This window comes from Streptococcus sp. HPH0090 (assembly GCF_000411475.1).
GTDB lineage: Bacteria > Bacillota > Bacilli > Lactobacillales > Streptococcaceae > Streptococcus.
The window spans coordinates 253,630-279,983 of the sequence record NZ_KE150465.1; the positions used below are offsets into that span (position 1 = coordinate 253,630).

Genomic DNA, 26,354 nt, shown 5'->3' on the forward strand with positions numbered 1-26,354 from the left:
ACACAAGAAGCCTGTTAGCTTCTCCTACTCTAGTATAGTGTAGAAAAAGAAGGCCGTCAAGCCTTCTTTTAGTTTATTCTTCTACTTCATCTTCTGTAAATTGACTATTGTAGAGGTCAGCATAGAAACCACCCTGAGCCATAAGCTCCTCATGATTGCCTTGCTCGATGATATTTCCATCTTTCATGACAAGAATCAAATCAGCATTACGGATAGTTGACAAGCGATGGGCAATGACAAAGGACGTACGTCCCTCCATCAAACGGTCCATGGCTTTCTGAATCAACTCCTCTGTACGTGTATCGACTGAAGATGTCGCTTCATCCAGAATCAAGAGCGGTGCATCCTTGAGAAGGGCACGAGCAATGGTTAAGAGCTGTTTCTGTCCGACTGACAAGGTCACTGTATCATCTAAAACAGTATCGTAGCCATCTGGTAGAGTCATGATAAAGTGGTGGATTCCTACTGCTTTTGCTGCTTCAATCATTCGTTCATCACTAATCCCTGTTTGGTTGTAGATGAGATTATCACGAATGGTTCCTTCAAAGAGCCAAGTATCCTGCAAGACCATTGAAAAGGCATCGTGCACTTCTGAACGTTTCATCTTCTTGGTATCCACACCATCAATGCGAATGCTTCCCTTATCAATCTCATAAAATTTCATCAAAAGATTAACAATAGTCGTCTTCCCAGCTCCAGTCGGACCAACAATGGCAACCTTTTGCCCTGCATGAGCTGTCGCAGAAAAGTCATGGATAATGGTTTTCTCAGGTGTATAGCCAAAGGCAACTTGGTCAAAGACTACTTCACCCTTCATACCAGACAATTGTGTTTCCTTATGAGATTCATCTTCCATCTCAGCTTCTCCTAGAAACTCAAAGACACGGGTCATAGCTGCACCAGCCTGTTGCAAGCTGGTAATCCCTTGAGCAATTTGTGATAAGGGTTGTGAGAAGGTACGAACATAAACCATGAAGGCTACGATGATACCAATACTGATATGTCCTTCAAGAGCTAGGACTGCACCGACGATGATTACCAAAACATAGCTAAAGTTCCCAACAAAGATCATTGCTGGCATCATGATTCCAGAAATAAATTGAGATTTCCAAATACTATCATGTAGGTCTTGATTCAATCCTGCGAATGTTTCTTTAGTAGTATCCACAGCGTTATAGCTGGTCACCACATTGTGACCTGAGTACATTTCTTCCACATAACCATTGACAGCTGCTAGGTTGTTTTGTTGGGCTTTAAAATAACCTTGTGACTTAGCCATAATCACTGAAATCGCAGCAAAACCTACAAGTGTTGAAACAACGGTTACCAATGCCAAAATCCAGTTCATGCCAAACATGGTAATCAAAACAGCGATCAGTAGAAAGCTAGCTGAGAGAACCGTTCCCAGACTTTGGTTGAGGGACTGAGACGCCGTATCGACGTCATTGGTTACACGAGAGAGAGTATCTCCTTGAGAATGACGGTCAAAATAAGCAAGTGGCAGACGGTTAATTTTTTCAGCGATAGCCGTCCGTAAGCGTTTTGAAAAATGTTGGATACTCGTTGAAAAGATATAGGCTTGCGTATAGTTGAGAATGGCACCAAGCACATACAAAACAGCTAAAAAGCTGGCGATACTTGACACAGCTACCAAATCGATTTCTGTAGCCAAACCATCTGAAATCAAGTTGGTGATTTCCTTAATCTTAGTTGGTCCATAAACAGTGATGATACTTGAACATACAGCAGCCACAACTGCAACTAGTAGAGGAAGTTGGAGACCTGCTAGAAAAGGTTTGTATTGTTTCCAAAAGGACATTTTTTTATTTTCCATGTTCCAATTCCTCCTTCGATAGTTGTGAATAGGCAATTTCTTGGTAAACTTCATTAGTAGCAAGAAGTTCTTTGTGAGTGCCTTGTCCCACGACTTTACCCTGATCTAAGACTAAGATCAAGTCTGCATCCATGATGGTTGAGATGCGTTGGGCAACGATCAACTTGGTCATAGATTGGGTTTTTTCAGCTAGTTCTTGGCGCAAGATACGGTCAGTCTTGTAGTCCAAAGCTGAGAACGAATCATCAAAAATGAGAATTTCTGGTTTACGAGTCAAGGCACGCGCAATGGCCAAACGTTGTCTTTGACCTCCTGAGAAGTTAGTCCCACCTTGAGCCACTTCTGAAGCTAGACCTGCTTCCTTATCTTCGATAAAGTTTTTAGACTGGGCCAACTCCAGAGCTTGCCACATAGCAGTCTCGCTTAGCGGAGTTTCTGGACTCTTACCAAAGTCTAGATTCCCCTTGACATCTCCTGAGAAGAGAACAGCTTTTTGTGGGATATAGCCGACTTTATTCCGCAAGTCTTCCAAATCATAATTCTGTACATTGACGCCGTCTACTAGAATTTCCCCATCTGATACATCATAAAAACGAGGCAAGAGGTTCACAAGCGTAGATTTACCAGAACCAGTTGATCCGATAAAGGCAACTGTTTGACCAGCTTCTGCCTTGAAGCTAACATGTTCCACAACTGCTTCTGAGTTTTTAGAATAGCGGAAGGTGACATCACGGAATTCCACTTGACCTTGAATAGAAGAATCTGCCGTCTGTGGTTGACTAGGATTTTCAATAGAAGAATGCAAGTCTAGCACTTGATTGATACGTCCTGCAGAAACCAAGGTACGAGGAAGCACGATAAAGAGAGCACCCATAAGCAAGAAGCCCATCACGACCTGCATAGCATAAGACATGAAGACCACCATATCACTAAAGAGTGGTAGACGGTCTGTCAGGCTAGCATCATTGATGATATAGGCACCAATCCAGTAAATGGCTAGACTCAAGCCACTCGAAATCGCCATCATAATTGGATTCATAATCGCCATCAATCGATTGACAAAGAGATTGAGGCGAGTGACTTCATCGTTGGCTGCTTCGAATTTTTCATCTTGATAATCTTCAGCATTGTAAGCACGAACTACTCGAATCCCTGTCAAGCTTTCACGAGTGATACTATTGAGTTTATCTGTCAATTTCTGGATGACAGATTGTTTTGGAAAGGCAAGCGTCATGAGAACTGTTGTCATCAGAACATTGACGATAACAGCCACCACTACTGCCCAGAGCCAGTACTCAGACTTGCCAAGGATTTTACCAATGGCCCAGATAGCCATGATAGGACCACGAGTGACCACTTGGAGCCCCATCGTAAAGAGCATTTGAATCTGCGTAATGTCATTGGTCGTCCGAGTCAACAGACTAGGAATAGAGAACCGTTTGATTTCTGTCTGAGAATAATCCAAGACACGATTAAAAATATCACTACGCAGATGAGCCGTGTAGGATGCTGCAACGCGAGCTGCAAAAAATCCAACTGTGACAGATGATAGAAAGGCTAAAAGTGACAAGCCCATCATCTTAATAGCTGGTGACCAAAGTGCATCCAACTGCGTCCCTGGTGTCCCAAGTAATGCTGTAATTTCTGAAATGTAAGTCGGTACTTCTAACTCTAGATAGACCGAGAAACAGGTAAAGAGTATGGTCAAGAGAATCATTCCCCACTCTTTTCCTGTAATACGCTTAGCGAGTTTCTTCATCTTCCCCTCCTATTTTTTCTACATTGGCTTGTAGTTGAGCCATGACTTCCTCAAAAATAGCTAGTTTTTCTTCAGATACTCCATCGAGTAAACTGCGGTCAATTCGATCAAAGAAAGACTTGACCTGCTTCATTTGAGAGCGAGATTTTTCAGTCAAATGAACAAATTTTGCCCGTTTATCACTTGGACTCGCCTCCAACTCCACCAAACCATTTTGCACCATGCGCTTCACTAAATTACTAGCAACTGACTTGGTGACATTGAGTTCTTGTTCAATATCCTTGATAAGCGTCAATTCTTGATCCTGCTCACGACAATCTAAAAAACGGAGAACCTGACCTTGTGGTCCACCCATAAATTCGATACCACAACGCTTGGCTTCCTTTTGCACCATGAGGTGAATCTGATGACCAAAACGTTTAAAGACCAACATCGGTTTATCCATGATTTCCCCCTTCTAAACAAAATAGTTCCCACGAGAACCAATTGGTTTCCATGAGAACTATTTTATCATTTCCAGAAAAGATGTCAAGAAAAAAGTTTTCATGAGAACTATCTAAGCAGAAATTGACATCAGCTCTTATTTTATCTATAATAAACACTATCTCACACCTATAAGAATACACCCTGATTAGAAATGAGAAGCTCACAAATGAAACATAAGGAAGAGAAAATTTTAGGAATCTTTGCCATCATCTTTGGAACCCTGGCCCTTCTTGGTTCCTGGCTACCAATCATTAGCATTCTAGCCTTTTTCTTTGCTATTATTGCTATCGCCCTAGGCATTTTTGGTATTGGCCTTAATCTCAAAAATCGTAAAATATTAGCTATTATCGGAACCGCCCTAGGCATTGGATCCATTTTTCTTGTCTTAATGACGCAAGTATTACCTTCTGGTGTCTTTACTGACTTGGCTAAAAACTTTCGACACCCATATAGAAGTCTGACCTCTTTAACAGAAAATGAGGAATTTGGAAAATTACCAGATTATAGACCAGACGAAGATCATGATGAAGAGGATATCGAAGATACTGATACCTTCTCTTGGACCCAGGAACAGTTTGATGCTTTGATAGAGGGAGACACTGCAAACAGAGGAAAAGGCGGCTCCAACTACAAAGATATCATCAGCAAGCATGGCCAGCCGGATTCTGAAATTGAATCTGCTTCAAGCGACTATGAGATTAAAAAAATCTCCTATGTCTCACTCGGTTCTAATACTAAGACAGTGGTACTGACTTTCGTAAAACAGGAAAATGGTCAGTTTCTTCTCATCCGTAAATTTGCCCTAGGATTAGACAGAACAGAGCGAACTGATGATGGAGTAAGAGTCTAAGATAACTAAAAAGCGAACAGACTTAATAGCTGCTCGCTTTTTTATTAGAATCCATCTACGTTTGTGTAGATTTTTTGTACGTCTTCGTCGTCTTCAAGAACACTGTAAAGTTTTTCAAAAGTTTCCAAATCTTCGCCTGACAACTCAACTTCTGATTGAGGAATCATTTCCAATTCAGTTACTTGGAATTCTTCAATACCAGATTCACGCAAAGCAACGATAGCCTTGTGAAGGTCAGTTGGAGCTGTGTAGACAGTGATTGTTCCTTCTTCTGCTTCTACATCGTCTACATCGACATCTGCTTCAAGCAAAAGCTCAAAGATGGCATCAGCATCATCACCTGCAAAGACGACAACACCTTTGTTGTCAAATAGGTAAGATACAGAACCTGAAGCTCCCATGTTTCCACCGTTTTTACCAAAAGCAGCACGGACATTGGCAGCTGTACGGTTAACGTTTGAAGTCAAGGTATCAACGATCAACATTGAACCATTTGGCCCAAATCCTTCGTAACGTCCTTCTGTAAAGGTTTCGTCTGTATTTCCTTTTGCTTTATCGATAGCCTTATCAATCACGTGTTTTGGCACTTGCGCTTGTTTGGCACGATCGATAACGAATTTCAAAGCAGTGTTTAGTTCTGGATCTGGTTCACCTTTTTTAGCTGCTACATAGATTTCTACACCAAATTTTGCATATACTTTAGAGTTAGCTCCATCTTTAGCCGTTTTCTTGGCTACGATATTGGCCCATTTACGTCCCATTAGGAATCTCCTTTTTTCACATTTTAATCTTTCTTATTATAACACAAGTCTATCCGATTTTCACTAGAGGAAATGGATTTTCTTTTGTAAACTAGGCTAGGATTTCCCGCCGGCTGCTACGATTTTCTTACCTTCTTTTATCCAAGGATGTTGGGAAAGTGAGAAGTAAAGTTGAACAGTCATAACAAGCCAGAGTAGCGGTTCACATAGGATAACTCCAGTATAACCTGACCAAGGAATAATCCAAGCCACGAAAATAATTTTCCCAAACAACTCGATAAAGCTAGATACGAGGGGCAAGAGTTTTTGCCCTAACCCCTGCAAGCTATTTCTATAGATCAATAACAGGCTTAAAAATGGATAGAACACCGAACTAATACGCAGGTATAAAGTCCCGTTTTCAATCAGGTAGCCGTCTGTCGAACTTGCCAGGAAAGAAACTAGGCTAGGACTTGCAAAAAATAGGAAAATACAGGCAAAGGTTGCCCAAGACATACTCAAATAGCTCCCAATACGGAGGCCTTGAACTATACGTTCTGGACGTTTCGCCCCAAAGTTTTGAGAGATAAAAGTCGTCATCGAAGCTGAAATAGCCGTCATTGGCAACAAGGCAAAGGCCATGATTCGGCGTGCTGCCGTTTGAGCACTGATAATGACTGCTCCAAAACTATTGACAGAGGATTGCAAAATAACACTTCCGATAGAAACGATTGACCCCATCAAGCCCATGGCTAGCCCCTGTTCCAAGAGATCCACATAGAGCGCCTTATTCCATTTGAAATGTTTGAGGCCCGGAAGAAGCTCTGGAACACTCTTGCGAATATAGAAATAACAAAGGATTGCTGACAATCCTTGCGAGATAATGGTTGCAAGTCCAGCAGACTGAACTCCCAACTGAAGTTGTGTAATAAAATACAAATCCAGAATCACATTAACGATAGCTGAAAAAATCAGGAAAGCAAGCGCAGCAAGGCTATCTCCAATCGAGCGCAGTAATCCTGCAAAGAGATTATAAGCAAAACTAACTCCCACACAGCTAACAATCATGGAAATATATTCATAGGATTGGGGGAGAATTTCTGCAGGTGTTTCTAGGTACTGCAAAAGCGGATAAAGGCCAAAGAAGCCCATCAGCATGACAAGACCACTCAGGATGGCACCCAAAATCCAAGTCGCTGCAACAGCTTCTTTAATCTTAGCAAAATTACGAGCACCGTAAAGACGAGCGATAACTACTCCCATCCCATTTCCAACTCCGAGAGCAAAACCGATAATTAAATCAAAAATGGCTGTCGTAGCTCCGACTGCCGCCAAGGAATCTTGCCCTAAAAAACGCCCAACAATCAAAATATCAGCTGTATTGTAAAGTTGCTGAAAGATATTGGACAGTAAAATTGGTAATGCAAAACTAATCAGTGAAGGAAGGATTGGACCATGAATCAGGTCTACCGTTGATTTTTTATTCATAAGGGTATTATATCAGCTTTCTAGTAGAGGAACAAGGGAGGAAGAATAAGAAAGCGTTGCCTAGATACAAACAATCTGGTATAATCGTGACAGAAAAGGAGGGTATGTATGAGCTTAACAAGCCAGTTAATTACAGATGTATTCCCAGACCTTGAGAAAGTTGACCAATTAAACAAGGAAGCCTTTCCTGAAGAAGAACGCGTCTCCTTGGAAGAATTTTTAAGTTACCAGGATAGAGATGACGCCCACTTTTTCGCTTTTTATAACGAAGAAGAATTTGTCGGCTTTGCCTTTGCCATTTCCAACCAAAAAGCATTCTACATCAGCTTCTTTGCCATCATGCCCCATCTTCGTAGTCATGGATACGGGAGAGAAATCATTGAAAAACTCATTGATTTTTACCAGCGTACCATGATTCTTGAAGTAGAGCGATTGGACGAAGAATGTGATAATCACGAACAACGAAAGGCCCGCATGGACTTCTACTTACAAAATGGTTTTAAAACTGCCAATGCCTTTTTAGAATACGAGGGAATGAGTTTTGAAATTCTCTACCGTGGCGACCATTTTGATGAAGAGGCCTATCGAAACATCTTTCAAAAATTGCAAGAAGAGAATTACTTCGACTTTCGCATCGAATACCGACGCTTTAGTGAACACTAGTCCTCACGAAATAAAAAAGTAGCAGAGAACTGCTACTTTTATTTTTTATTCTTCAATTTCGATTTCAAGAGCATCGCCCAAGTCAAGAGTTACTTCTTGGTTAGAATCCGTATCAGCTGCAGCACTTGCTTTAGAACCTTCTTCCTCTTCGATCAAACCATATTGAACACGAACTTGGTGGTCAATTTCATCAAAGATTTCTGGGTGATCTGCCAAGTATTTCTTAGCATTTTCAGAACCTTGTCCGATTTTTTCACCCTTGTATGAGTACCAAGCACCTGCTTTTTGAATGATATCCAAATCACTAGCAATCTTCAAGAGTTCACCAGTTCTAGAAATACCTTCCCCGTACATGATTTCAACAAGAGCTTCTTTGAACGGTGGAGCAACCTTGTTTTTCACAACTTTGATCTTAGTTTCTTTACCGACGTTAGTATCTTTTTGGTCACCAGTTCCCTTGATTTGTGTGCTTCCACGAACATCCAAACGGACAGAAGCATAGAATTTAAGGGCACGTCCACCAGGAGTTGTTTCTGGATTACCAAACATAACCCCTACTTTTTCACGCAATTGGTTGATGAAGATTGCAATTGTCTTTGTTTTATTGATAGAAGCTCCAAGCTTACGCATAGCCTGACTCATCATACGAGCTTGAAGACCAACGTGGCTATCTCCGATATCTCCATCGATTTCTGCACGAGGTACAAGAGCTGCAACCGAGTCAATAACGACAAGGTCAACTGCACCTGAGTCAATCAATTTTCCTGCAATTTCAAGACCTTGCTCACCTGAGTCTGGTTGTGACAAGAGCAATTCATCAATGTTAACACCAAGAGCTGCTGCATAGGCTGGATCGAGCGCGTGTTCCGCATCGATAAAGGCTGCAATTCCACCTTCTTTTTGTGCTTGTGCTACAGCATGAAGGGCTACTGTTGTCTTACCTGATGATTCTGGACCGTAGATTTCAATGATACGTCCCTTTGGATAACCACCTGAACCAAGTGCAATATCAAGGGCCAAAGAGCCTGAACTCATCACTTGTACTTTTTGCTCTGCGCGTTCACCCAAGCGCATGATTGAACCCTTACCAAAGTCTTTTTCAATCAATTTAAGCGCATCATTCAAAGCTTTTTCACGGTCAGCTCCAAATTTTTTCCCAATTTCATCTAATTTTTTTGTTGGTTTTTTCGCCATTTTGTTCTCCTATATTTTAATGATTCTAAGAACCTTCTTCTATTATATCAAAAGTCAGTCACTTAATAAAGCTTTGCGAACTAAGTTAAACGCATGCATAACCGCAATCTTACGAACATCCGCTCGGCTTCTTCCAGCTATATTGACTTGAATGACTTCGGTACCTGATGCTTGAGATAGGCCGATGAAAACTGTCCCTGCTGGATGCCCTTCTAGGCTATCCGGACCAGCTACTCCTGTCAAGCTAATCCCAAAATCTGACTGGGTTTTGAGGCGTGCCTGCTCAGCCATTTTTTCCGCAGCAAATGCTGAAACGACTCCATATTCTTCCAACTCTACTTGTGGAATGTCTAACATCTTAGCTTTTTCTTCCAGGCTATAAGTGACAAAACCACCTTTAAAGATTGTTGATGCTCCCGAAAAGTTTGCCAAAGTCGCTTGGAAAAGCCCTGCTGTCAAACTTTCTGCAGCTGTGATAGTTTGCTTTTTCTTTTTCAACTCCTCAACAACTACGCTGGCTAGACTCGCTTCTTCGCCATAACCATAGCAGATTTCCTTTAAAGCAATTCCTTCAAAAGTCTGACGTGCAAAGATTTTTTCCTCTATATTATCCAAGGCCTTTCTAGCTTCTTCTTGACTAGTAGCCTTTGTAGACAAACGCAGAGTCACCTCTCCTGTTTTTGCATACGGTGCTATGGTTGGATCTGTCTGCTCTTCAATCAAATCTGACAAAATCGTTACTAGCTGACTTTCACCAATGCCAAAGAAACGTAGCACACGTGAGTACAACTTAGCTCCTGTTGTCAATCTTGGTAGTAATTCATTTAAAACCATGGGTTTTAGTTCACTTGGCGGACCTGGTAGGACAACATAAGTCACGCCAGCCACCTCAATCATACCACCAACTGCTAGTCCCGTTTCATTTGGGAGCGGGATTGCCCCCTGAACAATTTGAGCTTGACGTTCATTATTTGGAGTTCGTGCATAGTCTGGTCGATGAGCAAAGAAATCATCCAATTTAGCCTGTGCTTGAGGATCAAAAGTCAAATCAAGCCCTAGAAATTGAGCCAAGGTTTGTTTGGTCAAATCATCCTCTGTCGGCCCCAATCCTCCCGTTAAGATAACCAGATTACTCCGTTCCTTAGCAATCTCCAACAAGGATATGAGTCGAGTTTCATTGTCTCCAACGGCCGTCTGGAAGTATACATCAACTCCGATTTCAGCTAGCTTTTCAGACAAAAACTGAGCATTGGTATTGACGATTTGACCTGTTAGAATTTCTGTTCCAACAGCTATAATTTCCGCTTTCATTTTTTCCTCCTACTTACCTATTCGGATTTCTTTGAAAAAATCGCAGGAAAATTCCTACGATTTGAGTATTCATTTCTTATTGTTCTGGTTGTACTTGTTGCCCTTGTTGTTCCTGATCTGCAGCAGAACCAGTAGTTTGTGGCAAGCGTCCATAAATATTTTCATACAAGACTACATTTGTCTCTAATTCCGTAACCTCTGGTTTATCCAATGAACGACGCAAAAGATTTTGCATTTCTAACATATGAGCAGATGACACGATTTGGTAGGATGTCCCATCAATCATTGCATCCTCTCCACGCAACTGTTGAGATTCAATGTTTTTAAAGGAATCTTGGTAACCCATCAACTGAGGAATGGTTGTTGTCGTAATCTCGATATTTGTCTGCATATTATCGCTAAGAGCCTTCAGAATTTCTTGGTAGTGACTAACACTATTCAAGCTAAGAATCTTCTCAACAATCTTTTGAATAACTTCGCGTTGACGTTTCTGACGACCGTAATCTCCTTCTGGATCTTGATAGCGCATGCGTGAATACACCAGCGCCTCTTCACCATTTAGTGTCTGTTCTCCAACACCGATAGAAATAGTATTAAATGGCTCCTGGTCTTGGATAGAGATTGGGAAACCTAGAGTATTGTTTACTGTGATACCACCGACAGCATCAACCATTCTTTGAAGACCATGCATATTGACCATCACGTAACGGTCGATATGGATATTCATCATTTTCTGAATAGTTGAAATAGCTAGTTCTGCCCCACCATCAGCATAGGCAGCATTGAGTTTCGCTTCTCTAACACTACCATCTGGTTGTTGGATTTGTGTCAGGATATCACGTTCCAAACTCATCATCACAACTTTCTTGGTTTTAGGATTTACTGTTACCAAGATCATCGAATCACTGTTACCCGCCCATGGGTCTGTACGCTCAACGTTACCTGTATCCACACCCATCAGTAAAATTGTCAAAGGCTCAGTTGCCTCGATGACTTTAGTTTCTTCCCCAATTTGTTTATAGGTTTTGGCCAAAGTCTGCGTACTTTGTTGATAAATAGTATAGGCATAAGCTCCCACACCAAGAACTGTCACAAGAACAAAGCCTAAAAACATTCCGATTATTTTTTTTGCCATACATTTATTCGTCTATCAGTCGCCCCATCAGGTAGACATCAAGAAACTCTCCTCCTTCTATACAAGCACCACGTTCCTGCTGGCCTTCTATGATAAAGCCCATCTTTTTATATAGATGAACAGCTGCTAGATTTCGTTTTTGAACTGTCAGTTGTAAGCGTCGAATACTTCCACTCGACTGGGCCCATTCAATAGCTTCTTCCAACAGGATACTACCGAGACCATTTCCCCAGTATGCTTTTTTGATGCCCAAAAAGACATCGCCAATATGTCGAACTCGTGGACGTTGATCCGCCGTAATATTGATGACTCCTGCTAACTCATCATTCAAAAAAGCTAGTAGAGTAATCTGGTTATCCGACTGGGCTTGCTTGTCAATAAAATGTTGCATTGCAGATTCAGTCATTGCAATTCCATTTTCATCTAGGCTAGTAAAGCTAGATTCCTGACCAATCTGATCCAAAAGTGTAATAAGAGCTGAAGCATCTTGGATTTCTGCTTCACGGATTAAAAGATCATACTCCATCCGTCAACCTCTGCAAGAGCTCTGTTGCTCGTTGACCATGGGCATGAAAGACAACTTCGCGTCCCTCACCATCTTTCAGGATTTCTAATTCTAGATAATCTGATGGAAGGTCCTCACCCAATAGGTGTCCCCACTCAATAACTGTCACACCTGAACCAAAAAGAAATTCATCCAAGTCGATAGAATCTGCATCTCCTTCAATGCGATAAACATCCAAGTGATACAAGGGGAGACGTCCTTCATATTCTCGAACGATGGTATAAGTAGGACTCTTAATCATTTGATGAATCCCTAGGCCTCTAGCCAGGCCCTTGGTTAGCGTTGTTTTACCAGCACCTAATTCACCGGTCAAAATCAATACATCATTTTTCTCCAGCAAAGAGCCTAATTCTTGTCCAAGAGCAATGAGTTCATCTTCATTTTTTATGTGCATGTTATCATTATACCAAAAAGTTTTCTTTTGCGACATTTCTACTAATAAAAAAGGAGGAGATTTCTCCTTCTTTTTTTAAAGTTTTTGTCATTAGTTAAGAGCCATGCTGATGTAGTTCAAGATGAACAAAGCATCCAAAATCCAGATCATAACATGTACTTCTTTGATTTGACCTTTAACAATCTTTGTCAAAGTATAAGTCAAGAAACCAACGGCAATCCCCTGTGTGATTGAGTAACTGAATCCCATAAAGATAGATGTAAAGAAGGCTGGAACTGCTTCTGACATATCATCCCAAGGAATGTTTTTCAAGTTAGAGAGCATCATAATCCCGACAATAATCAGAATTGGTGCAGTCGCAGCTGTTGGAACAATCGCTAAAAGTGGGCTAAAGAAACTTGACAAAGCAAAACAGATTGCAACAACTAGGGCTGTCAAACCAGTACGTCCACCAGCACCGATACCTGCTGCTGACTCAACATAAGTCGTAACGTTTGAAGTACCTGCAATGGCACCAATTGAAGTTGCTACCAAATCAGAGTAAAGAGCTTTATCCAATTTAGTTGACTCATGGTTTTCACCACTTGTCGCAACGATACCAACTTTTTCTCCAGTACCGATAAGAGTACCGATAGTATCAAAGATATCTGTCAATGAGAAGGCAAGAATAGCCATCAAAGTTTCTGGCAAACGAGAAGTATTTGAAATCAAAGATCCTAAACCTTCTGAACCAAGAGCAGCACCAAACAAAGTTCCTAGGTCGTTAACTGCTGATGAAAGATTGTTGCTAGCGAAGTCAATCCCTGACACATTAACAAGACCAACTGCAATGGCAAGAACAGTCGTTGTTAAAATAGAAAGGATGATCCCACCTTTGATACCTTTAACAACAAAGAAGATAGTAATAGCAAGACCTGCAAGAGCTACCAAAACTGCTGTAGTATTGAAATCTACTAATCCTGGAACGGCTGAAGCATTTGCAGTAATCGCCGCTTGAGCCTTATCTGCTCCTTCACCAGCTACAGTATAAGTACCTGGGTCAATTGAGAATTTCAAAAGACCAGCATTCTTAATACCAACGTAAGCAAGGAAAACACCAATACCAGCTGAAATTGCTGAGCGAAGTGTTGTAGGAATAGATTCAATGATCATTTTACGAACATTGGTCAATGTAATAATCAGTGAAATAACTCCACAGATGAAGACCATCCCAAGAGCTTCTTTCCAAGTATAGCCCATCCCAAATACGACGGTAAATGTAAAGAAGGCGTTTAGTCCCATACCTGGGGCTTGTGCATATGGCAAGTTAGCATAGAAAGCCATCATCAAAGTTCCCACAACAGAACCGATGATTGTTGCCAAGAATACACCTTGAACAGGCATTCCTGTTTGTGAAAGCATTTGAGGGTTTACAAAGAGAATATAACTCATTGCAAAGAAAGTTGTTAAACCAGCAAGAACCTCTGTACGGACGTCTGTCCCGTGCTCTTTTAGTTTAAATAGTTTGTCCATTTTTAATCTCCTTTGTCATTTTACGAACAATATGACTATTATAACACCAATCATTCATCTTTTCAAGGTATTTTTACCGAATTATAAAAATCTTATCAGATATTATTCTTTTTGTTTTTACTTATTGTCAGCTTTTCTCTTAGCTTTTTGATATAATAGAAAACATCTTATCTGAAACTAGATTCGGGAGGATTTTATGACTAAAAAAATGATTGCCGTCGATTTAGACGGAACTCTACTCAACTCTGAAAGCAAACTTTCTGACTTTACTATTGAAACAATTAAGAAAATCTCTAAAAAAGGCCACCAAGTCGTTATTGCAACTGGTCGCCCTTACCGAATGGCCAAAGATTTTTATAACCAACTTGAACTCGAAACCCCTATGATCAATTTCAATGGCTCACTTACCCATCTGCCAGGTAAGACTTGGAAACATGAAAAGTGTCTGACTGTGGACAAAAAATACCTCTTGGATATCGTAAAACGAAAAGAGGAGATTGAGGCAGACTTTATCGCTGGAGAATATCGTAAAAAGTTTTACATTACGGCCCCAGACCAAGAAATTGCCGATCCTAAATTATTTGGTGTTGAAAACTTTCGCCCAGAAAATCAATTCAAGTCTGACTTAGTGACCAAGGGACCTAACTGTATTTTATTACAAACTAGGGCAGACGATAAATATGCACTAGCTGAAGAGATGAACAGTTTTTACAAGCACCAACTCAATATTAACACTTGGGGTGGGCCTTTAAACATCCTCGAATGTACTCCCAAAGGAGTCCACAAAGCCTTTGCCCTCGAATATCTTCTCAATGTCATGAATATGGACAAACAGAATTTGATTGCTTTTGGTGACGAACATAATGACCAAGAAATGCTCGCTTTTGCAGGCAAAGGTTATGCCATGAAAAATGCAAATCCTGCTCTCTTACCTTTTGCAGATGAGCAATTACCATTGACCAATGAAGAAGATGGCGTCGCTCACTTTTTACAAGAACGATTCCTATAAATCATAACCTATAAATCAGTAGTTCTATACTTTTGGCTAAAATACAGGCCCTTGAGTATAGAACTTTTTTCATATAATTATCCATAAAAAAAGGATTTGCACCTGTTTTATCCAGAACCAAATCCTTTAAAATATCTATTTTTTTAAAACAATACGATCTGAAACCTCACGGTCCATATCATCGATGATGATTTGGTTCTCTTCTGCCACATAAATCTTGACGTCATCTCCGATGATGACTTTCTGATTTTCTGGTTCAAAGGTTACCTTCTTAACTTCCTGTACTCCATCCGCTTCCACTTCTGTCCACGTCCCGGTATTTCCTGTCACGTCGAGCGTAATGCTATCACCCTCGTCCTGCCCCTTATAGGTACCATCCATATTGACGGTTGTAGCATTCGTAGCGCTAGCTGTTGTTGACTCAGATACCTGACTTGTTATCACTTCTGAACTAGTGCTTGTTTGAGGTGCCGAAGTTGTTTGTCCTTTTGTTGAACAAGCGACTAAGAGACTAAGACTTGCCAGTGTTGCAAGAGAAAGTGTGAATCTTTTTAATGTCATGATAGCTCCTTTCTTTTGGTGGCTAAAAGTAGCAAAAGCCTGCTGAAACATTCCACCTCAACTATATCAAATAAGGGAAGGGAGGTCAATCAATAGATTCATAACCCAAGAGGTATGCACGGACCTCTGATATAAAGTAGAGAGAACCTGTCACAAACAGTAACTCTTTCTCCCCTGCAGAACTTTCAAAGCCATCTAAAAACTCTCGATAGGAAGCAACCTTCTGATAATCTCCCAAGTCCTGCTCCTCCAAAGAACCTTGATAATCAAAGCTAGTAACATAGAGAGGGAGGTCTGGTAAATGTTTCGTCAGATATCCAAGCATACCACTGTAATCTTTACGCTTTAAAGCTCCAAAAAGAATTTGAGCTTGATAACCTTGTTGATTTTTTTCCTGGATAAATTCAACCAAACGCTCCAAGGCTGGTAGGTTGTGAGCCCCATCCAGATAAATGTGCTCAGTGATAGCTTCTAGCCTTCCTGCCCATCTGGTAACTCGCAAGGCAGCTCTTACTGCTTCTTGATCAGCTTTCTCACCTCTCTGATTCATAAACAATAGAAAGGCTTGTATAGCGAGAGCTGCGTTTTCCTCCTGATAGGCCCCTTCCAAACCTAATTTTAGTTGGTTCAGATTCGCAAGAGAAGAAGAAAAATGACCATTCTTGAAAGAAAAATCTCGATCAGCTTGGTAGAGAGTCACATCCAAATCATGAGCAGTTCTTTGACAAACGAACTGTGCCTCCGGTGCTAGATTGGCAATAATAGCTGATTTGCCTAACTTAAAAATCCCTGCTTTCTGCTCAGCAATAGCTGATAAACTATCGCCCAAAGTCTCCTGATGATCGAGGCCGATGGACGTGATAACAGCAATCTCTCCAGTTACCACATTAGTGGTATCAAGTAGTCCACCAATTCCAACTTCCACCAAAACCAGCTCCACTTCTTGCTCCCTAAAATAGAGTAGAGCAATCAAGGTCAGCAACTCAAAAAAAGATAACTGATCGTGGGTTTCTAGAAGTTTCAGCTCCATTTTCTTAACTTGATCAGCTATACGAATAAAATCGGCATCCGATATGGGATTCCCATTGATGCAAATACGATCATGAATGCTGACAATATGGGGCGAAGTAAAGGTCCCAACTTTCTTGCCGTGAGAGACAAAAAGCTCTCTCATAAAGGCAATGGTCGACCCTTTCCCATTTGTTCCCGTCACATGGATAATTGGATAGGTTTGCTCAGGATTCTCCAGTAAATCCACTGCTTTTTGCATCCGTCCCAAACCTGATCTAAAATTCAATCCAATCCGACTATGGAGCCATTTTTCTACTTCAAACACGCTTATCTCCTTAATCCTTAATAAAAAAGCGAAGATTCTCTTCGCTTTTTACTTCATTTGCTAGAACCTAGCTTGTTTTAATTTCAATATGGGGTAGAATCCCCCCCCCGGATGTTCCAACTCTTTCTAGTTTCTGGGAGTTGGGCTAAAAACATCCACTGGATGTTTTTACTCCTCCATAAAGCTGTTGAAGACTTCTTCAATCATGTTCCATTCATCTTCTGAATCTTCAGGGATTGGTTGCAATTCACCTTCAGTTCCATCTTCATTTTCGATGAATGAGTATGCTTGGATTTCAACTTCACCGTTTTCATCTTCTTCTGCATTAACTGGTACAAGAAGAACATAGTTTTTACCAAATTCTTCTTTTCCGTCAATAGTCAATAGGATTTCAAATAAAGTTTCGTTTCCTTGCTCATCTACAAGTGTAATAAGTTCACGTTCTTCGTGATCGTGGTTGTGATCGTGTGACATAGTTTCTCCTCTGTCTTAAAATTTTCTATCTAAATAATTTTGCAAAATCAACTGAGCTGCCAATTTATCAATAACTTTTTTACGCTTGTTACGACTAATGTCTGCTTGCTCAATCAACATGCGTTCCGCAGCAACCGTGGTCAAGCGCTCATCCTGGTATTCTACTGGCAAACCAAAGAGTTCTTCCAGTTTTTCTCCATATGCTTGACTCGCTTCCACTCGCGGTCCACTGGTATTGTTCATATTTTTAGGTAAACCAACAACAAAGCGCTCCACCTTATAGGTGTCAACCAATTCCTTGAGTCGTTCAAAACCGAACTCTCCTTGATCTTCATTGATTTGGATGATTTCAAGCCCTTGCGCTGTAAAACCTAACGGATCGCTAATCGCTACTCCTACCGTTTTGGAACCAACGTCCAATCCCATAATTCTCATTGGTTATAGATCGACTCCTTGTCCCTTAAGGTAGTAGCGAACCAATTCTTCAACAATCTCATCGCGTTCATATTTACGGATTTGATTTCTTGCGTTATTGTAACGAGGAACGTAAGCTGGGTCTCCACTGAGAACATAGCCCACAATTTGATTAATAGGGTTATACCCCTTCTCATTCAAGGAAGCATAGACTTCTGTCAATGTTTCGCTAATCTCTTTTTTATTGGAATCGTCCAATTTAAAACGTACGGTTTCTTCAGTAAATCCCATTCTAACACCCTCTTTCCTTAGAATAGTACTATTATAGCACATTCACAGCCGTTCTACAAATCACACAGTCTGATTTTGTTGATTTTCTGCGACTTTCTTACTGGACTGTCGCACCACTCGCAACTCGATTTGCGATATACTCTTCTGGTTCGTTTTTTAGTAGATTTTCCAAACCAACATTTTTTAAATATTCGCTTTCGCTTGCCTTTTTAACATCTAGGACTTGAAAATCATAACTTGTTTTGGTTTCAATCTCAGTCTCACTTAAAAGATTAGTTTCAAGGCTAAAACCAGGAATTTTTCGAGCTGCTTGAACTGACTCATCTTTGTCTTCCTCTTCTTTCAAAGCACTCTTTGCCTGCTCTAATCCATGCTCGGCAATGTAGCTCTTGAGTTCATCTGAAACTTGTCGTTTTTGCTGAATCGTTAATGTCAAAAATTGTTTACCCTTATAGGTAATTGTCTGGGTTTGCTGTACACCATTTTCGTCAACAGGTAGAACAAGAGTCTTGGTTACAACTGTATTGTTATTCGCATTTTCTAAAACAGGTAGAGTTGATTGGAGAGCTTCTGTCGTTGTATCTTTAGAAGGCTCCGCGGATTCTTTTTTCTGACCACAGCCAGCTAGTAAAAATAGAAGGGCAACTGTACCGATAACTATCTTTTTCATATTCAATTTTCCTTATTTACATATCAAATAAGGCCAGGAGTCACTCCCAGCCTTTATGTTTTATAGTGCTGCACGTAAACGTGCTTCTGCATTTTCTACATTGCGGACAGAGCGTGGCAAGAAAGCACGAATATCGTCTTCCTTATAGCCGACTTGCAATCGTTTCTCATCAACGAGAATCGGACTTTTTAGGATACGTGGTGTCTCCATGATTAAGTTAAGCACTTCATTGACACTCAAATCTTCGATATCAACTCCAAGAGCTTTAGCGTAGCGATTCTTTGATGATACAATGCTCGCAATTCCATTGTCTGTTTTTGTAAGAATATCTAATAATTCTTCTCTAGAAATTCCTTCTTTACCGAGGTTTTGTTCTTTATAACTTAACTGGTGGGCATTAAGCCAGGTTTTCGCTTTTTTACAGCTAGTACAACTTGAGACTGTATAAATTTTGATCATGTCCCTACCCCTTTCGCTACATGTTACTATCAGTTTATTCTATTATACCATAAAAAACATCCGACTTGCGACCTATTTTTAAAAAAATTTAACTTTTTCCCCAGTTTTTTCCCTTTTTTCTTGACAAAACACGAACTATAACCATTCTTTGTACTTCTTAATGTATAATTTTTTAATAACAGTGACGCTAAACATATACAAGAAAATAATACCGACCAAAAACAAGAAGTATGGCAGTCCCAACGGAGCTAAATGAAGGATATTTACTAGTGGTCCATAAGGTAAACTAGTTACAAAGAAAGCTGCAACCAAAGTTGTAAAAATCACAAGCCAAGCCGGTCTGCTTTGTAGAAAAGGAACTTTTGCGGTACGAAGCATATGGATAACCATGGTTTGAGACCACATAGATTCGATGAACCAACCTGTTTGGAACAAGATAATAAACTGAAGGGCAGATTCTGATCCATGAACATAGTGATGACCTGTTACCAAAGGAACAATGATAAAGTAGAGGAAGATAAATGTCAAAATATCAAAGATAGATGATATTGGGCCCATCCAAACCATAAATCGCGTAATGGATTTTGCTTCCCATGTATGGGGTTGTTTGAGGAAGTCTTGATCCACATTATCAAATGGCAATGCCACACAAGACAAATCATAGACTAGATTTAGGACAATGAGATGAACAGGAGCCATTGGTAAAAATGGCAAGAAGATACTCGCAACAAGGAGTGAGAAGATATTCCCAAAGTTTGAACTAACGGTCATCTTGATGTACTTGGTCATGTTAGCGTAGACCTTACGACCTTCAACGATACCAGTTTCAAGAACCATGAGATCCTTGTCTAGCAAAATAACATCCGCAGTTTCCTTGGCGATATCAACTGCTGTATCCACAGAAATACCAACATCCGCTACCTTCATAGATGGGGCATCGTTAATACCATCACCCATATAACCAACACCGTGTCCATTTCTCTTTAACTGTAGAATGATACGCGCTTTTTGGTCAGGTGACAATTTAGCAAAGACTGTTACACTTTCAACCGCTTCTGCCAATTCTTGGTCTGTCATTTGGTCGATATCAGCTCCCAAAAGGATGTGTTCAACATCCAAACCAACCTTTTCGCAGATAGCTTGGGTTACTTTTTCGTTATCCCCAGTTAAAATTTTTGTTCTGACACCATGCTCAAGTAGAGCCTGAATAGCGGGTGCTGCAGATGGTTTTGGTGGATCCAAGAAGGCAAGATAACCAGTAAGAATCATATCGCTTTCATCAGTCACGGTATAGGCATAGTCTTCACGTAGACCTGATTTGTAACCTACACCTAAAACACGCAAACCTTGACGGTTTAATTGCGCTACTTCTGCTAGTACTTCTTGGCGAATGTCTTCGGTTAGGGGAATGATTTCTCCGCGGTACTCCACATGTGTCGAAATGTTCAACATTTCTTCTAAAGCGCCTTTGGTAACCATACTAACGACATTGCTATCGTCTTTGACGATGACACTCATGCGTCTGCGTTCAAAGTCAAATGGAAGTTCGTCGATTTTTTGGAAGCTAGTATCCAAATTTTGTAGGATAACGTGTTCTTTAGCTTCTTTTTCAGTTCTACTGATAATGGCACGGTCCATCAAGTTTTTCAAACCAGTTTGAAAATGTGAATTTAGATAAGCTCTTCTTAAGACCGCCATATCCAAATCACCGTGAATATCCAAAGGATATTCTAAAACAATCTCATCCTGCGTTAAAGTTCCAGTTTTATCCGTACATAGGATATCGATTGCTCCTAAGTCCTGGATAGCATTGAGTTTTTTGATAACCACCTTTTCCTTGGCCATGATAATAGAACCCTTGGCCAAGCTGGCTGTAATAATCATTGGAAGCATTTCTGGTGTGAGTCCGACACCAACACTCAAGGCAAAGACTCCAGCCTCTAGCCAGTCTCCATCGGTCAAACCATTTGCGAAAAACACAATCGGAACCATGACAAGCATCAAACGGATCAAGAGCCAAGAAATACTGTTCATTTCACGTTCAAAAGAAGTTGGCTCATCATAGGTGTTGAGAGTTTGCTCGATGGCTCCCATCATGGTATCATCACCAACCGCTAGAACCATAGCTGTAGCACTTCCTGAGATAACGTTTGTCCCCATGAATGCCAAAGATTCTGCCTCTAAAAGACTCTCTACATTTTGAGTAGTAGCTTTATTTAAAGCAAGCTTTTCGACTGCATCACTTTCTCCAGTCAAACCTGATTGTTGAACGAAAAAGTCGCGTGATTCAAATAAGATGACATCTGCTGGAATCATATCTCCCGCACTCAATTTCACGAGATCTCCCACAACCAAGTCATCGATGGGTAACTCTTGTTCAAGACCATCGCGAATAACAGTTGCTGTATTGACAATCATTTTTGAAAGATTGGTTGTTGCCTTGTCACTCCGCAACTCTTGGACAAAACGGATGCCTCCTGAAATCAAAACCAAGACAACGATAATGATAGAGGTTGTCGGGTCCTCTTGACCAGGTTTGGCAAGCCAGACGTTTGTAACGAGAGAGATAAAGGCAATCACAAGCAAAATGATTGTGAAAGGATTGATAATGGACTCATAAATCTTTTTAAAGATGGAATCCTCTTGACCCTTTGTGATGGTGTTTTCACCATATAGGTCACGGTTTTCTTCGACCTGTTCTTGGTCTAAGCCTTTTAGACTTGTATGGTAAAAAGCTAGACTATCTTTTAATGGAGTTTGAATAGCAGTCGCTAATCTTTCTTTTGTAGTTTTCATCGGTTTCTCCTATCTGTATGAATGGTAATTTCATACACAGGGACCAATCACTTTATAAGGACAGAACGACACAAATCAGCGATTGGCTGTGTATGTGCGGTTCTGGATGATCGTCAATTTGCATCGTTTGTCTCCTTTCTTTGTTTTAAAACAGCAGAAAGTCCTGCCATAAAATGGCAGGACTAAAAAACTTATTGTCTGTTTTCGTTCAAGCTTTAACTCCATAGGGCGATGTAATGAGCTTAGTCTTGACCTTCGCGACCAGGACTGTTGACCAACGAGTAGTGTCTCCACTGCTTTGCGGTAGTCATCCGTATCCCTATGGTAGCCTCACCTACCGTTTTCGCCTTTCAGTATAAACCATTAACTAGTAAAAGTCAACGATTTATCTCATTTTTCTTAGATTACGATTAATTCTTTTGGAGCAAGGGTTAATAACTCACAACCTGTATCTGTAATCAGGATATCATCTTCGATACGAACTCCGTATTTACCTTCAATATAAATACCAGGTTCATCCGTCAAGACCATACCAGTTTTGATAACTTCTTTGGAAGTTTGGCTAAAGTAAGGTTCTTCGTGGATATCAAGTCCAATACCGTGCCCGATACCGTGTGTAAAGTATTCTCCATAGCCTGCTTCCACAATAATATCACGAGGGATTTTATCAAAATCACGGAAACCTAAGCCATCCTTAGCTTGGTCAATCAGAGCTTGGTTAGCCTTCAAAACGGTGTTGTAGATTTCTGCTTGTTCGTCGCTGACATGGCCTAGGTAGATGGTACGAGTCATATCACTCACATAATGCTCGTAAAGACAACCGAAGTCCATGGTAATAGCTTCGCCTAGTTCTACTGGCTTGTGCATTGGGTGGGCATGAGGTTTAGAAGAGTTGATTCCACTCGCTAGAATCGTATCAAAAGACAAACCAGCAGCGCCTAATTCACGCATACGGAAGTCCAGGAAGTTGGCAATTTCAATTTCTGTCTTACCTGGCTTGATAAAGTCAAGAGCATCGTGGAAAGCTTGGTCTGAGATGGAACAAGCTTTACGAATAGTCGCAATCTCTGTCTCATCCTTAATCATACGAAGGGCTTCAACAAACTGTGTCTGTGGAACTAGTTCTAAACCTTCAAAGGCGGTTTGCATGCGATGGTAATAAGAAACTGAAATCTCATCTTCAAACCCGATACGAGAAAGGCCCATGTCTTTTGCAATCTTTGCGATAGTTGCCAACTCATCACGTTCTGCAAAAATCTCAAAACCAGTAACTTCTTGCTTGGCAGCGATAATATAGCGAGCATCTGTCACTAACACCTGACGGTCACGACTGATAAAGACTGTTCCATTTGAACCCCAAAATCCTGTCAAATAGTAGACATTTTTAAGGTTGTTGATAATGATTCCATCTAGTTCTTTTTCTTGCATTTTATCGAGAAATGCTTGCACACGTTTATTCATGATGTAACTTTCCTTTCAAATACTGTCCTGTATAGCTAGCTTCATTAGCAGCTACTTCCTCTGGAGTTCCTGTTGCAATGATGGTACCACCACCGACACCGCCTTCTGGACCTAAATCGATGATATGGTCTGCTGTTTTGATGACATCTAGATTGTGCTCAATCACGAGAACTGTATTACCATCATCGACAAAGCGAGACAAGACCTTCAGTAGACGCGCGATATCCTCGGTATGAAGACCAGTTGTCGGTTCATCTAGAATGTAGAAGGATTTACCGGTCGAGCGTTTATGGAGTTCGCTAGCCAGCTTCATACGCTGCGCTTCTCCACCAGAAAGTGTCGTAGCTGGTTGTCCCAAGGTCACATAGCCTAGACCAACATCTTTGATAGTCTGGAGTTTGCGTTGAATTTTCGGAATGTGTTTGAAAAATTCTACCGCATCGTTGACGGTCATATCTAAAACTTGCGAGATATTCTTTTCCTTATAATGAACTTCCAGCGTTTCACTGTTATAGCGGGTCCCATGGCAGACTTCACAAGCTACGTATACGTCTGGCAAGAAGTGCATCTCAATCTTGATAATCCCGTCACCTGAGCAGGCCTCACAGCGACCACCCTTAACATTGAAACTGAAACGCCCCTTTTTGTAACCTCGAATCTTGGCCTCATTTGTCTGAGCAAAGAGGTCTCGAATGTCATCAAAGACACCTGTATAGGTTGCGGGATTGGACCTTGGTGTTCTTCCAATAGGACTCTGGTCAATATCAATCAGACGGTCGATATGCTCAATTCCTGTAATCGCCTTAAACTTACCAGGCTTGTCTGAATTGCGATTGAGCTTTTGTGCAATAGCCTTTTTGAGGATGCTGTTAATCAAGGTAGACTTCCCTGAACCAGAGACACCTGTCACCGCAATGAATTTTCCTAGTGGGAAACGAGCGGTGATGTTTTGCAAGTTATTCTCACGCGCACCTGTCACTTCGATAAAGCGACCATTGCCAACGCGACGCTCTGACGGTACAGGAATCGCGCGTTTTCCTGATAGATACTGTCCTGTGATGGACTTGCTGTTGCGAGCTACCTGCTTAGGCGTTCCTGCAGCAACAATTTCTCCACCAAAGACACCTGCTCCAGGACCAACGTCAATCAGATAATCGGCTTCTCGCATAGTATCTTCATCGTGTTCTACCACAATCAAGGTGTTCCCCAAATCACGCATCTTTTTCAGACTGGCAATCAGACGGTCATTGTCCCTCTGGTGAAGACCGATAGACGGCTCATCAAGAATATAGAGAACTCCTGAGAGGTTGGAACCAATCTGAGTCGCCAAGCGAATACGTTGGCTCTCCCCACCTGATAATGTTCCTGCAGAACGGGATAACGTTAAATAGTTAAGACCGACATTATTGAGGAAGGTCAAGCGGTCCTTGATTTCCTTAAGAATCGGACGAGCAATAATGGCTTCATTTTTTGATAGACTCAACTGATCAATAGCTTCTAAGTGGTCTGCAATGGAGAGGTCTGAAATTTCTCCGATATGGAGTCCTTTTTCTCCCCCTACTCGAACAGATAAGGCCTGATCATTGAGACGATAACCGTGACAAGTACCACAGGTTAGCTCATTCATATAAAGGCGCATCTGTGTGCGGGTATAGTCGCTATTGGTTTCATGATAGCGACGTTTAATATTTCCTATAACACCTTCAAATGGAATGTCGATATCACGAACTCCACCGAATTCATTCTCATAGTGGAAATGGAATTCTTTCCCATCTGAACCATAAAAAATGAGATGTTTATCCGCCTCAGACAAGTCCTCAAAAGTCGTATCCATATCCACTCCAAAGGCTGTCATGGCTTGTTCCAGCATATTTGGATAATAGTTAGAAGAGATAGGGTTCCAAGGTGCTAAGGCTCCCTCACGAAGAGTTTTGCTAGCATCTGGTACTACTAAATCCGTATCAACCTCTAGCTTGATTCCCAAACCATCACACTCACTACAGGAACCAAACGGTGCATTGAAGGAGAAGAGACGAGGTTCTAACTCTGGAACCGTAAATCCACATACTGGACAAGCATAGTGTTCTGAGAAGAGCAACTCTGAATCATCCATAGTATCAATAACGACATATCCTTCAGCGATACGGAGAGCTGCTTCGATCGAATCAAAGAGACGACTACGGATACCATCCTTGATAATGATACGGTCTACCACCACGTCAATGTTGTGTTGTTTATTCTTTTCAAGTTCAGGAACTTCAGTCACGTCATAGACAACTCCATCGACACGGACACGGACGTAACCATCCTTTTGAATCTTTTCAATCAGCGTCTTATGCTGACCCTTTTTCTTACGAACAACAGGAGCCAAAATCTGCAGACGCTGGCGCTCTGGCAATTCCAAAACCTTGTCCACAATCTGCTCTACAGACGAAGCCTTGATAGGCCCATGTCCATTGACACAGTAGGGTGTTCCTACACGTGCATAAAGAAGACGTAGATAATCGTTGATTTCCGTCGTTGTTCCAACCGTCGAACGAGGATTTTTACTGGTCGTTTTCTGGTCAATGGAAATGGCAGGGCTGAGACCATCGATAGAATCCACATCTGGCTTTTCCATATTGCCCAAGAACTGACGAGCATAGGCTGACAGGCTTTCAACGTAGCGACGTTGCCCTTCAGCATAAAGGGTATCAAAGGCCAAACTAGATTTTCCTGATCCAGATAGTCCCGTCACCACAACTAGCTTGTCACGCGGAATTTCCACATCTATATTTTTTAAATTATGGGCGCGTGCCCCATGGATAACAATCTTATCTTGCATATTACTTCTTTCTAGTTCATTGTTGCTTTCCATTATACCAAAAAAAGTGAAATTCTATTACCAAAAAAGCCGATTTTGTAGTATAATAGTACGGTGTCAAAAATCACTGAAACACGGATTAGATTAGG

Annotated in this window: 24 protein-coding genes and 1 riboswitch; of the genes, 3 read left to right on the top strand and 21 right to left on the bottom strand. The window is 41.1% G+C overall.

Features of this window, described 5'->3' with window-relative positions; all coding sequences use genetic code 11:
• Positions 1–73 precede the first annotated feature (73 nt).
• Genes HMPREF1481_RS08945 through HMPREF1481_RS08955 form a run of 3 tightly spaced genes read right to left on the bottom strand, consistent with a single transcriptional unit; the run spans position 74 to position 4,038 of the window.
• A complete protein-coding gene (locus tag HMPREF1481_RS08945) occupies positions 74–1,834 on the bottom strand; it encodes an ABC transporter ATP-binding protein (RefSeq protein ID WP_016466339.1) in 1,761 nt (586 codons plus the stop codon).
• Positions 1,824–3,593, bottom strand: a complete 1,770-nt coding sequence (locus tag HMPREF1481_RS08950; RefSeq protein ID WP_016466340.1) for an ABC transporter ATP-binding protein — start codon at positions 3,591–3,593, stop codon at positions 1,824–1,826. Before HMPREF1481_RS08950 ends, HMPREF1481_RS08945 begins: the two co-directional genes overlap by 11 nt.
• A complete protein-coding gene (locus HMPREF1481_RS08955; protein WP_016466341.1) occupies positions 3,577–4,038 on the bottom strand; it encodes a MarR family winged helix-turn-helix transcriptional regulator in 462 nt (153 codons plus the stop codon). Before HMPREF1481_RS08955 ends, HMPREF1481_RS08950 begins: the two co-directional genes overlap by 17 nt.
• A 207-nt stretch (positions 4,039–4,245) precedes the next feature.
• On the opposite strand from HMPREF1481_RS08955, the gene HMPREF1481_RS08960 reads away from it, so the two are divergent.
• Entirely contained in the window at positions 4,246–4,929 is a 684-nt protein-coding gene (locus HMPREF1481_RS08960; protein WP_016466342.1) for a hypothetical protein, read from the top strand.
• A 44-nt stretch (positions 4,930–4,973) separates the two neighbouring features.
• Here the strand turns inward: HMPREF1481_RS08960 and HMPREF1481_RS08965 are convergent, their stop codons facing one another.
• On the bottom strand, positions 4,974–5,690 hold the full coding sequence (locus HMPREF1481_RS08965; protein ID WP_016466343.1) for a YebC/PmpR family DNA-binding transcriptional regulator: 717 nt from the start codon (positions 5,688–5,690) through the stop codon (positions 4,974–4,976).
• Between the two features lie 96 nt (positions 5,691–5,786).
• A complete protein-coding gene (locus HMPREF1481_RS08970; protein ID WP_016466344.1) occupies positions 5,787–7,157 on the bottom strand; it encodes an MATE family efflux transporter in 1,371 nt (456 codons plus the stop codon).
• Between the two features lie 108 nt (positions 7,158–7,265).
• Here HMPREF1481_RS08970 and HMPREF1481_RS08975 point away from each other — a divergent pair, with 108 nt between their 5' ends.
• A complete protein-coding gene (locus HMPREF1481_RS08975; protein ID WP_016466345.1) occupies positions 7,266–7,820 on the top strand; it encodes a GNAT family N-acetyltransferase in 555 nt (184 codons plus the stop codon).
• 45 nt (positions 7,821–7,865) lie between these two features.
• Here the strand turns inward: HMPREF1481_RS08975 and recA are convergent, their stop codons facing one another.
• From recA to HMPREF1481_RS09005, 6 genes are all read right to left on the bottom strand, one after another.
• Positions 7,866–9,014 carry a recombinase RecA gene (gene recA / locus HMPREF1481_RS08980; protein ID WP_016466346.1) on the bottom strand — a complete coding sequence of 383 codons (1,149 nt, stop codon included), beginning with the start codon at positions 9,012–9,014 and terminating at the stop codon, positions 7,866–7,868.
• A 54-nt stretch (positions 9,015–9,068) separates the two neighbouring features.
• Positions 9,069–10,325 (bottom strand): competence/damage-inducible protein A, encoded by a 1,257-nt coding sequence (locus HMPREF1481_RS08985; protein ID WP_016466347.1) that lies wholly within the window; start codon positions 10,323–10,325, stop codon positions 9,069–9,071.
• 76 nt (positions 10,326–10,401) lie between these two features.
• A complete protein-coding gene (gene lytR, locus HMPREF1481_RS08990) occupies positions 10,402–11,460 on the bottom strand; it encodes a glycopolymer--peptidoglycan transferase LytR (RefSeq protein WP_025173308.1) in 1,059 nt (352 codons plus the stop codon).
• A 4-nt stretch (positions 11,461–11,464) separates the two neighbouring features.
• A complete protein-coding gene (locus HMPREF1481_RS08995) occupies positions 11,465–11,986 on the bottom strand; it encodes a GNAT family N-acetyltransferase (protein ID WP_016466349.1) in 522 nt (173 codons plus the stop codon).
• Complete coding sequence (gene tsaE / locus HMPREF1481_RS09000) at positions 11,976–12,419, bottom strand: tRNA (adenosine(37)-N6)-threonylcarbamoyltransferase complex ATPase subunit type 1 TsaE (RefSeq protein WP_016466350.1); 444 nt, start codon at positions 12,417–12,419, stop codon at positions 11,976–11,978. Before tsaE ends, HMPREF1481_RS08995 begins: the two co-directional genes overlap by 11 nt.
• A 90-nt stretch (positions 12,420–12,509) precedes the next feature.
• A complete protein-coding gene (locus tag HMPREF1481_RS09005) occupies positions 12,510–13,931 on the bottom strand; it encodes an NCS2 family permease (RefSeq protein ID WP_016466351.1) in 1,422 nt (473 codons plus the stop codon).
• 196 nt (positions 13,932–14,127) lie between these two features.
• Between HMPREF1481_RS09005 and HMPREF1481_RS09010 the strand changes: the two genes are divergently transcribed.
• Complete coding sequence (locus HMPREF1481_RS09010; RefSeq protein WP_016466352.1) at positions 14,128–14,940, top strand: Cof-type HAD-IIB family hydrolase; 813 nt, start codon at positions 14,128–14,130, stop codon at positions 14,938–14,940.
• A gap of 135 nt (positions 14,941–15,075) precedes the next feature.
• On the opposite strand, the gene HMPREF1481_RS09015 is transcribed toward HMPREF1481_RS09010, so the two are convergent.
• The 10 genes from HMPREF1481_RS09015 to uvrA all read right to left on the bottom strand — a co-directional run bounded on the left by HMPREF1481_RS09015 (position 15,076) and on the right by uvrA (position 26,226).
• On the bottom strand, positions 15,076–15,501 hold the full coding sequence (locus HMPREF1481_RS09015) for an SP_0198 family lipoprotein (RefSeq protein WP_016466353.1): 426 nt from the start codon (positions 15,499–15,501) through the stop codon (positions 15,076–15,078).
• Positions 15,502–15,586: 85 nt separating this feature from the next.
• A complete protein-coding gene (locus HMPREF1481_RS09020; protein ID WP_016466354.1) occupies positions 15,587–16,837 on the bottom strand; it encodes a bifunctional folylpolyglutamate synthase/dihydrofolate synthase in 1,251 nt (416 codons plus the stop codon).
• A 168-nt stretch (positions 16,838–17,005) separates the two neighbouring features.
• A complete protein-coding gene (locus HMPREF1481_RS09025; protein WP_000017624.1) occupies positions 17,006–17,311 on the bottom strand; it encodes a DUF1292 domain-containing protein in 306 nt (101 codons plus the stop codon).
• A 15-nt stretch (positions 17,312–17,326) separates the two neighbouring features.
• The gene (ruvX, locus tag HMPREF1481_RS09030) at positions 17,327–17,746 is read right to left on the bottom strand and encodes a Holliday junction resolvase RuvX (RefSeq protein WP_016466355.1); all 420 of its coding nucleotides are present in this window, start codon (positions 17,744–17,746) and stop codon (positions 17,327–17,329) included.
• A 3-nt stretch (positions 17,747–17,749) separates the two neighbouring features.
• A complete protein-coding gene (locus tag HMPREF1481_RS09035; RefSeq protein ID WP_004250500.1) occupies positions 17,750–18,016 on the bottom strand; it encodes an IreB family regulatory phosphoprotein in 267 nt (88 codons plus the stop codon).
• A 97-nt stretch (positions 18,017–18,113) separates the two neighbouring features.
• Positions 18,114–18,686 (bottom strand): SP0191 family lipoprotein, encoded by a 573-nt coding sequence (locus tag HMPREF1481_RS09040; protein ID WP_016466356.1) that lies wholly within the window; start codon positions 18,684–18,686, stop codon positions 18,114–18,116.
• A 60-nt stretch (positions 18,687–18,746) separates the two neighbouring features.
• Positions 18,747–19,145, bottom strand: a complete 399-nt coding sequence (spx, locus tag HMPREF1481_RS09045; RefSeq protein ID WP_000591164.1) for a transcriptional regulator Spx — start codon at positions 19,143–19,145, stop codon at positions 18,747–18,749.
• Positions 19,146–19,280: 135 nt separating this feature from the next.
• Positions 19,281–21,941, bottom strand: a complete 2,661-nt coding sequence (gene mgtA, locus HMPREF1481_RS09050; RefSeq protein ID WP_016466357.1) for a magnesium-translocating P-type ATPase — start codon at positions 21,939–21,941, stop codon at positions 19,281–19,283.
• A gap of 192 nt (positions 21,942–22,133) precedes the next feature.
• A riboswitch (M-box (ykoK) riboswitch) is annotated at positions 22,134–22,290 on the bottom strand.
• 50 nt (positions 22,291–22,340) lie between these two features.
• Complete coding sequence (locus tag HMPREF1481_RS09055; RefSeq protein ID WP_016466358.1) at positions 22,341–23,402, bottom strand: M24 family metallopeptidase; 1,062 nt, start codon at positions 23,400–23,402, stop codon at positions 22,341–22,343.
• Positions 23,395–26,226 (bottom strand): excinuclease ABC subunit UvrA, encoded by a 2,832-nt coding sequence (uvrA, locus tag HMPREF1481_RS09060; RefSeq protein WP_016466359.1) that lies wholly within the window; start codon positions 26,224–26,226, stop codon positions 23,395–23,397. The genes HMPREF1481_RS09055 and uvrA overlap by 8 nt, the downstream gene beginning before the upstream one ends.
• Positions 26,227–26,354 lie beyond the last annotated feature (128 nt).